Below are 7,958 nucleotides of genomic sequence, written 5' to 3'. Positions count from 1 at the left end.
AGTGGCACTGGTAATCATCACCGTGCTTGCAACCCAGAAGCAGGATGCCGTCAATACCCTTGGACAGAGCATCGGCAATCCATATGAGGTTCATGGAGCCAAGGCACCTGACCGGTATGATGCGGACCCACGGGCTGATGGTCAAACGGTTGATGCCTGCCATATCCAGAGCCGGGTAGGCATCGTTTTCACAGGCAAAGACGAGTATTCTCGGTTTTTCCTCGTCCTCTTCGGGCACCTCGATGGCCTTCACCATGTTGCCGATCATCGGTACCGAGTAGTTCTTGAAGGAAATGATACGCTCCGGACAGGCACCCATACAGGTACCACAACGGCGGCACCGGGTGGGATTGGGCAGAGGATTGGCCTTTTCATCTTCGTTAATGGCCCCAAAGGGACACTCAACTGTACACCGCTTGCACTGGGTGCATCTCTGCATGAAGAATTCCGGGTAGGACAGATCCCATACACGCGGGTGTACTGCCGAACCCTGAGCCGTCAGCTCAATACACTGGATAGCTTTGAGTGCGGCCCCGGTAGCATCTCTTATAGTTGATGGAATATCCATAGGGGCCCGTACGCTGCCGGCAGTGTAAATGCCCGTCCGGCGGGTTTCGTAGGGGAAACAGATAAAATGCGAATCTGCAAAGCCGTATTTTAAAGTGGGCAATTCGGGACCTTGCCGGTATTCCAGGTTCAGGATATTCGACTTAATGATTTCATCTGCCGGCGGTTCCGATTCTTTGCCCTGCTGGTCCGCCTGCACGGTAAGCCTTTCTCCAATCGCAGTGGTAGGCACCATACCGGTTGCCAGCACCACCAAGTCTACGGGTTCCGTCCTCACCCGCTCCCCTACCAGCACATCATCGAACTCAACCACCAGATTCCCGCCGTCTTCCTCAATACCGGCAAGTTCCCCTCTAAAGAAGAGAGCACCTTCCTTTTGTACCCGCTGGTACAGAAACTCATAGTTGCCCGGGGCACGCATGTCTTTATAGAAAATATATACGGTAGCTTCGGGATCTTTTTCCTTAACATAGAGAGCTTGCTTTAAAGATTCAGTGCAGCAGATAGCCGAACAGTATGGCAAATGCTCCTTATCACGGGAACCAGCACAAAGAATAAAAGCAACGCTCTTGACTTCTCCGCCATCGGACGGGCGTTTAAATTCGCCCCTGGCCACCATCTCTTCAAACATCTCACCGGTAATCACATTCGGGTACTGGCCAAAACCGAGATGTGCCAGTTTGGTGGCATCATAAGCCACAGCACCGGTTGCCAGAACGATGGAGCCCACTCTTTCAGTAGCCAGGCTGCCGTTCTGCCTGATCTCTACATCAAACATACCGGGAGCACCGGCAATTTTCTCAATTTGTGCACCTTTATATACTGTAATATCAGGGTTTTCTTCTATTTGTTTGATCAGATTTTCAATACCGGTATCTTCGAGTTCGCTATAAGGGGGCTTCAGGCCAACCTGCTTGTATAGCTTTTTAACCCAGCCACCGAGAGACGGGTTCTTTTCCACCAGCACGGTTTTATAGCCAGCCCGGGCGGCTTCCAATGCAGCTGTCAACCCCGCCAATCCCCCGCCAACTACCAGCACATTCCTGGACAGGTTTTCCGCCTGAAAAGGTTCAGGCAGGGCTGATTGCTGGGCTTTGACAATACCCATGCGCAGGCTGTCCTCTGCCAGCATCTGGGTATCCTCATCATTGGCCGGATGACACCATACGCACTGTTCCCTCAAGTTGACTCTTTCCACGATCGTGTTTGGGAAATTAAATACATCATAATTTACCCGCATGGAACAGGCTGCAATTACAATCGTATTAACCCCTTCCCCTTCCATATCCTGCTTAATGAGCGCAACACCTTCATCCCCACAAAGGAAGGGGTGGGATTTACAAACAGGCGCCTTGTACTCCTTGGTGGCAACTTTTGAGAGAGCCTCAATATCCAGGGCTTCCCCAATACCACAACCGGTGCATATATAAACCGCCAGCTTCTTGTCCACCGTCAATTACCTCCCCACCGTCGATTGAATAGCCTTGAGGGCAGCGGCGGTCGCATCTTCGACACAGGAAGCTACGTCCATCGGTCTGCTCACGCAACCCGCGCTATATATGCCGGGTGCACCGCCGACCACAAAACCATTCTCATCGTAAACTAAATCCGCAGGTGCTTTTTCCTCCCTGGTAGCCGGTGCCATTCCTGTGGCAAGCACAACCAGGTCAAATTTCTCTTTCAACAGCTTCTGGGTAGTCTGGTCTTCCACCACCACAGTTAAATCCCTGGTAGCGGGATCTTCTGTAATGTCGCCAGCCTTCCCTTTAACTAAGTGAATATTCGGATTATCTTTTACTTTCAAGTAAAAGTCTTCATATTTGCCCAGCGCCCTGATATCAATGAAATAAATGTAAACCTGGGCATTGGGATTCCGCTCAAGAATATAGGTTGCCTGCTTTAAAGACGCAAGACAACAAATACCGGAGCAATAAGGCAGGTGATTTTCATCCCTGGAACCGGCACACTGCACAAAAGCGACCCGTTCCACAGGTTTGCCATCGGATGGGCGCAGGATCCTGCCCTGGGTGGGACCATTGGAAGCAGCCAATCTCTCCAGCATGACGTTGGTGATCACATTTTGATACTGGCCAAAACCGTAATATCCAATCTTTGAGGCATCATAAGGGTTCCACCCGGTAGCCCATATAATGGAACCAACCCGCAGGGTCATCTCCTTGGGTTCCATGTTGAGATCAATCGCGTTAGCCGGACACACTTCAGTACACTTATTGCACCTCGAACAGGCATCTGCATCAATAACATATTTCATAGGGAAGGCAAATAGATGAGGCAAATAAATAGCCCTCGTGCTGTCGAAACCGTAGTTAAAGGTATTCTTTCTTTCTGCAGGACATACCTCTACACACTTGCCGCAGGCAGTACAATTTTCATTTACATAACGGGGGTTGACTTTTACCTTGACTTCAAAATCCCCCTCCTGACCGGAAACACCTGTAACCTCGGCCATGGTCAGGAAGCGAATTTTAGGATTGCTCTTGATCCTGCGGAAGTTGATCTCCAGGCCGCAGTTCGGGGGGCAAAGCTTGGGGAAGTACTGGTTCAGCTGGGCCACCCTGCCGCCAAGATAGGGGTTTTTCTCAATAATAAAGACTTCATAGCCAACCTCTGAAGCCTCAATAGCAGCAGTTAACCCGCTTATTCCCCCTCCAACCACCAGGATGCTCTTGTTACCCATATTCTCATCACCGTCGCAAGTTTAATTTTTGGAAAAATAAGGGGAAGCCGTGGCCGCGAACAGCCACGGCTCTGCCCACATATACAGATGATAAGCCGTTTCAGGGCTGGAGTTAGTCGACAATCGAAATGACCGGACGTTTGAAGACTTCCCACTGACCGCTGTTCCGGTCCCAACGGCAGTTGACGAAGCACTTCCAGTTCTCTTCGTCCAGATTCGGGAAGTCCGCCCTGATGTAGTAGCCGGGCCACCTGGTTTCTTCGCGGAAGAGCACGCTCCTGATGTGAGCCTCGGCTTGCCACATTCTGTGAACGTTCTCCCAGCAACGCATCAGTTCATGCAGGCTCTCCGCAGCCAGCTTATCTGCGTCCTCCTTCAGCATAGCCAACAGTTCCAGGCCTTTTTCAAGCAGGTACTTGTTGGTGGTGAAGGACTTGGAGACGCCGCCGGCATACTCGTCCATGATCTTCTGCAGGCGGAACATGAACTGCTTCGGACGGATGTAGTTGGGGTTCACATCCGGGTCGGTAGTTACGCCCTTGTACTGCTCAAAGGTGTCCAGCGGCTTCAGGATCCTGGCCTTCAGTTCTTCAATCTGGGCCGCATCAACCTTGGGCTCTTCGTTGTTTTCAACGATGAACCGGATGGCAGACTTGGCCGCAATCCGTCCTTCAGTGAAGGAACCGGAAGAGAACTTGTGGCTGGAAGCACCGGAAGCGTCGCCGGCACAGAACAGACCCTTGACAGTGGACATATTGGTGTAGCCCCACTGATACTCAGCAGGAGCTATATCTTCCGGACCGCTGACCCAGGCACCAGAAGCACCGGAGTGCGAACCGATGAAGTAAGGCTCGCAGGCAGCAATCTCAGAGGGTTTTTCTTCGGGGTAGGTGTTGGTAGCCGCCCAGAGCAGGGCCTGGGAAATGGTCATGTCGAGGAAGTCCTCCCAGGCTTCAGCTTCCAGCTCTTTGAGTTTCTTCTTGCGCAGTTTCTCATCAGGCATTTCTTCAGCCAGACGCTGAATGGCTTCCTCAGTCCTCATGTAGATGGGGCCCTTGCCGGCTCTTTCATCGATAAGTCCCAGGTGGTTCCTCAGGTTGGCCGGGATGGGCTTGGTCAGACCATAAGGAGCATACTGCTCAAGCACATCCGGGTGGGTCTTCATGTAGTCCTCGCCCAGAGCGTTGGTGGCCACGGACTTGAAGAGGAGGAACCAGGCACCAACAGGACCGTAGGCATCCTTGAAGCGCACAGGAATGAAGCGCACTTCTTGACAGGTCATTTCGGCACCGGCCTTCAGGGTGAAGTAAGTGCTGGAACCGGTGTTAAAGGGAGGATACCAGGAGCGGCCGAGGCCTTCACCGGTGGAACGAGGACGGAATACGTGCACAGCACCGCCCATACCCACCAGTACAGCTTTCGCCTTGAAGACATAGAACTTGTTCTCGCGGACGCTGAAGCCCACAGCACCAACACAGCGGTCTCCATCCATCAGGGGCTCCACGATGAATACCCGCTCGTAAATGTTATCAGGGCCGAGGGAATTCAGAGCGTTCTTGGCTGCTTCAGCAACGATGATCTTGTAGGATTCACCGTTGATCATGATCTGCCAGCGGCCTTCATGTACATACTTGCCATTCTCGTCTTTCCAGATAGGCAGACCCCACTTCTCAAACAGGTGCACGGTGGAGTCAACGTGGCGTGCGATGCTGTAAACCAGGTCCTCCCGGGTAATGCCCATGAGGTCCTGTCTGACATAACGCACATAGTCTTCAACGGTGTTGTCGCCAGCAGCCTGGCCGATATAAAGGTTGATAGCGGACAGACCCATGGCTACGGCACCACTGCGGTCCATAGCGGCCTTATCCACCAGGGTGACTTTAAGGCCGTGCTTCTTTGCCCAGTAGGCTGCTTCCACGGCGGCACCGCAAGCAGACATACCGCCACCGATAATCAATAGATCAGTACTGACTTCTACGGTTTCAAAATTTGCCATTTGCCTAACCTCCTCTTCTATTTATTTCTTCAGGGTCGGAACTTCACAGCCCAGGGAACCGGGTTCAGTAAACAGGACATAGCTCTTCAAGTCGTCAGTCCCGGTCTCAAAACCAGCATCGGGAACGATAGATCCTTCCGGCGTGGTACGGATGGGGAACTTGAAGCGTTTAATGGAACCGTTCCGGAACTTGATAGTCCACATAATATCTTCCGAACCTCTCAATGGAATGGTGCTGGCTCCCAGGGGGACAAAGTCGGCATAACCCCTCAGGTCCATGGCCTGCTGCGGGCAGATTTTTACGCAGCATGCGCACTCCCAGCACATTTGAGGATCCCGGTTATAGGCCTTCATTCTTTCTTTATCCAGAACCATCAGGTCATTGGGGCAAATGTACATGCACGCAGTCTTATCCTGCCCTTTGCAGCCGTCACATTTTTCAGCGATGACATAACTTGGCATAAACTCTAACCTCCTCATTAATTTTTGAATGCATCAAGGCACGCTGGAAAGAAAGCCACCTCCCTCTTCCCGCTACCCACCTCCCCTTCTAACTGGTTCTTTATGCTAGTAGTTTTTGAGGAATTCATCCATCACGTCAATGTTTTGCTTTTCAACAACCAGGTCAAAGATCTTGTCTTTTACTTCTCTGGGGAGCAACTCAATACTCTTGGTGGTGGCAGAGTCATACTTGGCCGTCGGGAACACTTTCAATACCTTGTCTTTTTGCTCCTCGGTGCAGGGGACTTTAATAACTTTCAGACCGGCCAGTGCCTCTTCCGCCATATTTGCCAGACCGGCTTTTTGCAGCTTCTCGTATCTTTCCTCGTTAATCCAGATGTTAATCGTAATAGACATCTCGCCACCTCCTTAGTACTTCATATCGGGAAGGCTGAAGACAGGGTTCCGCTCTTTCAAATACTTGTCCGTAACAAAAGCCGAACCAAAGCCGTACTTTTCTGCACACTCCATAATCAGGTCAAAGACTTCGGGCCTGAAGATGAGTCGAGGTGGCTTGACACCATCTTGAATGATGCTCCTGATCAGGGTGCCGCTGAAGTTTTGGCTGTGTTCCTTGTGGCCACAAAGCCCGGAATAGGTTACCTCACCGCAAATAGGACAGTACCACCAGGCAAGAACACGGATTGGCTTGATGTTCAATGCACCCTCGGGGATCTGGTCGAATATTCTATGGGCGTCGTACGGGTCATAATAAGTGCCCACTCCGGCATGGTCCCGGCCAAACATGTGATGGGTCAAACCAAGGTTGGATCTCAAAATGGCGTGGAATACAGCTTCTTTCGGACCGGCGTAGCGCATATCCCACAGGGTAATCGAAGTAAGGTGCACATCTTCCCTGAAGTAACCAGCTTTACGCAATACATCATGGCACAATACAATAGCCTCGTCGATGTAGTCACCTTTTCTCTTCTCGCCGATGATGGCATTGACCAGCACACCGGTAAGTGTTTTCTCTACGGGCAGCTCACCGTGAGTGGACAACCAGGCACCCTTCATGAGCCACTCGTGTCCTGTGTGGGGCACGTTTCTGGTTTGATGGGCTACGATTCGCTGCCAACCTTTTTCGGCAAATTTCTGCCTGAGCTGTTTCGGAGTGAAGAAGAATTGATCGAAAGGAGGGTTAATCTTGGGCGGGTTGACAAGGGTAATCTTTCCACCGATAAACTTATCCTTGTAGTTATACGTCCTGGCTACACCGGGGTGTTTATCTTCCGTCGTGCCGTAGACCTTCTGCGCCATTTCTTGCTTATCATAAGTGAAGATCTCTTCCACTTCCAGGATGGCCATCGGCTTATCCTGATAGGTCAACAGCAGCTTGTCGCCTTCTTTAATACCCTTTTCATTGATTTCTTCGGTGGAAATATCGAACACAATGGGGATTGGCCAGAGCACACCATTGGCAAGCTTCATTTCATTACAAACGCCTTCGACATCAGCCCTGGTCATAAATCCTTCAAGGGGCGTAAAAAACCCGTAAGCAATATCTATGATTTCCCTGGCTATTTGCCCACGGATAGGCACCGGAGTCAAACCTTTAATTGCCTCAGCAGCTTTTTCAGGTTCCATAACCCTTTCCACAATTTCTTTGCCGCCATGGCCAATATAGGTCATTTCCCTTCTCCTTCCTAATTGTGATTTTAAAACTGAACTCTAACTGCCCATAAGTATCCCTGTTTGATTATCCCCTCCCCTTCCCAAAAGGAATATCATGATAAGGAAACACGACAGAACACGCTAACATTATATATATCAAATCCAACTCATATTCCAGCTATTTCCCAGCGAAAATTGTCGGCTACCTGCTAACAAGCTTAACAATTGACTGTTATGATAACTGCCGGAGCTTTGGTCGGTTAACCAGGCAATTTTTACCCACCCCGGTGTACCTGGTAAGTACTATTCGACACAAAGACGAGACTTCCTGCTAATCAAACTCAAAAAACTTTAATTTCATCCGGTGAAACAGGACACGCGGGGGATCAGGGTATGATAAGTCAATTTGTGATGGTGATGGCTATCACTTGTTTTATACCACAAAAACTTTATACTGACAAGCATTTCTTGGATCAGGAGTTTTTGCACTATGATCCGTAAACAAGTTACCTGCCATTTACACTTAACTAATCGAGTAGGAGGGGGCGGCTAGCCCCCGTCCTCTCACACCACCGGACATGC

At 50.6% G+C, this 7,958-nt stretch carries 6 protein-coding genes; all 6 read right to left on the bottom strand.

Annotation, left to right across the window (positions count from 1 at the left end; translation table 11 throughout):
* Positions 1 to 2,017: FAD-dependent oxidoreductase (locus tag ACPLUI_RS08115; protein WP_424659765.1), on the bottom strand; the 2,017-nt coding region annotated here is incomplete at its 3' end.
* 6 nt (positions 2,018 to 2,023) lie between these two features.
* Positions 2,024 to 3,265 (bottom strand): 4Fe-4S dicluster domain-containing protein, encoded by a 1,242-nt coding sequence (locus ACPLUI_RS08110; RefSeq protein ID WP_424659764.1) that lies wholly within the window; start codon positions 3,263 to 3,265, stop codon positions 2,024 to 2,026.
* Positions 3,266 to 3,377: 112 nt separating this feature from the next.
* Positions 3,378 to 5,261, bottom strand: a complete 1,884-nt coding sequence (gene aprA, locus ACPLUI_RS08105; RefSeq protein ID WP_424659763.1) for an adenylyl-sulfate reductase subunit alpha — start codon at positions 5,259 to 5,261, stop codon at positions 3,378 to 3,380.
* A gap of 21 nt (positions 5,262 to 5,282) precedes the next feature.
* A complete protein-coding gene (aprB, locus tag ACPLUI_RS08100) occupies positions 5,283 to 5,723 on the bottom strand; it encodes an adenylyl-sulfate reductase subunit beta (protein WP_424659762.1) in 441 nt (146 codons plus the stop codon).
* Positions 5,724 to 5,828: 105 nt separating this feature from the next.
* Complete coding sequence (locus tag ACPLUI_RS08095) at positions 5,829 to 6,119, bottom strand: DUF6955 family protein (protein ID WP_424659761.1); 291 nt, start codon at positions 6,117 to 6,119, stop codon at positions 5,829 to 5,831.
* Positions 6,120 to 6,131: 12 nt separating this feature from the next.
* On the bottom strand, positions 6,132 to 7,394 hold the full coding sequence (sat, locus tag ACPLUI_RS08090) for a sulfate adenylyltransferase (RefSeq protein ID WP_424659760.1): 1,263 nt from the start codon (positions 7,392 to 7,394) through the stop codon (positions 6,132 to 6,134).
* Positions 7,395 to 7,958: the final 564 nt, after the last annotated feature.

Source organism: Desulfofundulus sp., assembly GCF_049701015.1.
Lineage (GTDB): Bacteria > Bacillota > Desulfotomaculia > Desulfotomaculales > Desulfovirgulaceae > Desulfofundulus.
This window is presented reverse-complemented; position numbering and strand designations above follow the sequence as displayed.

Excerpts from the sequence above, each read along its gene's own strand:
- aprA (WP_424659763.1), bottom strand. The coding sequence starts at position 5,261 with ATGGCAAATTTTGAAACCGTAGAAGTCAGTACTGATCTATTGATTATC.
- sat (WP_424659760.1), bottom strand. The coding sequence starts at position 7,394 with ATGACCTATATTGGCCATGGCGGCAAAGAAATTGTGGAAAGGGTTATG.
- ACPLUI_RS08095 (WP_424659761.1), bottom strand. The coding sequence starts at position 6,119 with ATGTCTATTACGATTAACATCTGGATTAACGAGGAAAGATACGAGAAG.
- aprB (WP_424659762.1), bottom strand. The coding sequence starts at position 5,723 with ATGCCAAGTTATGTCATCGCTGAAAAATGTGACGGCTGCAAAGGGCAG.
- ACPLUI_RS08110 (WP_424659764.1), bottom strand. The coding sequence starts at position 3,265 with ATGGGTAACAAGAGCATCCTGGTGGTTGGAGGGGGAATAAGCGGGTTA.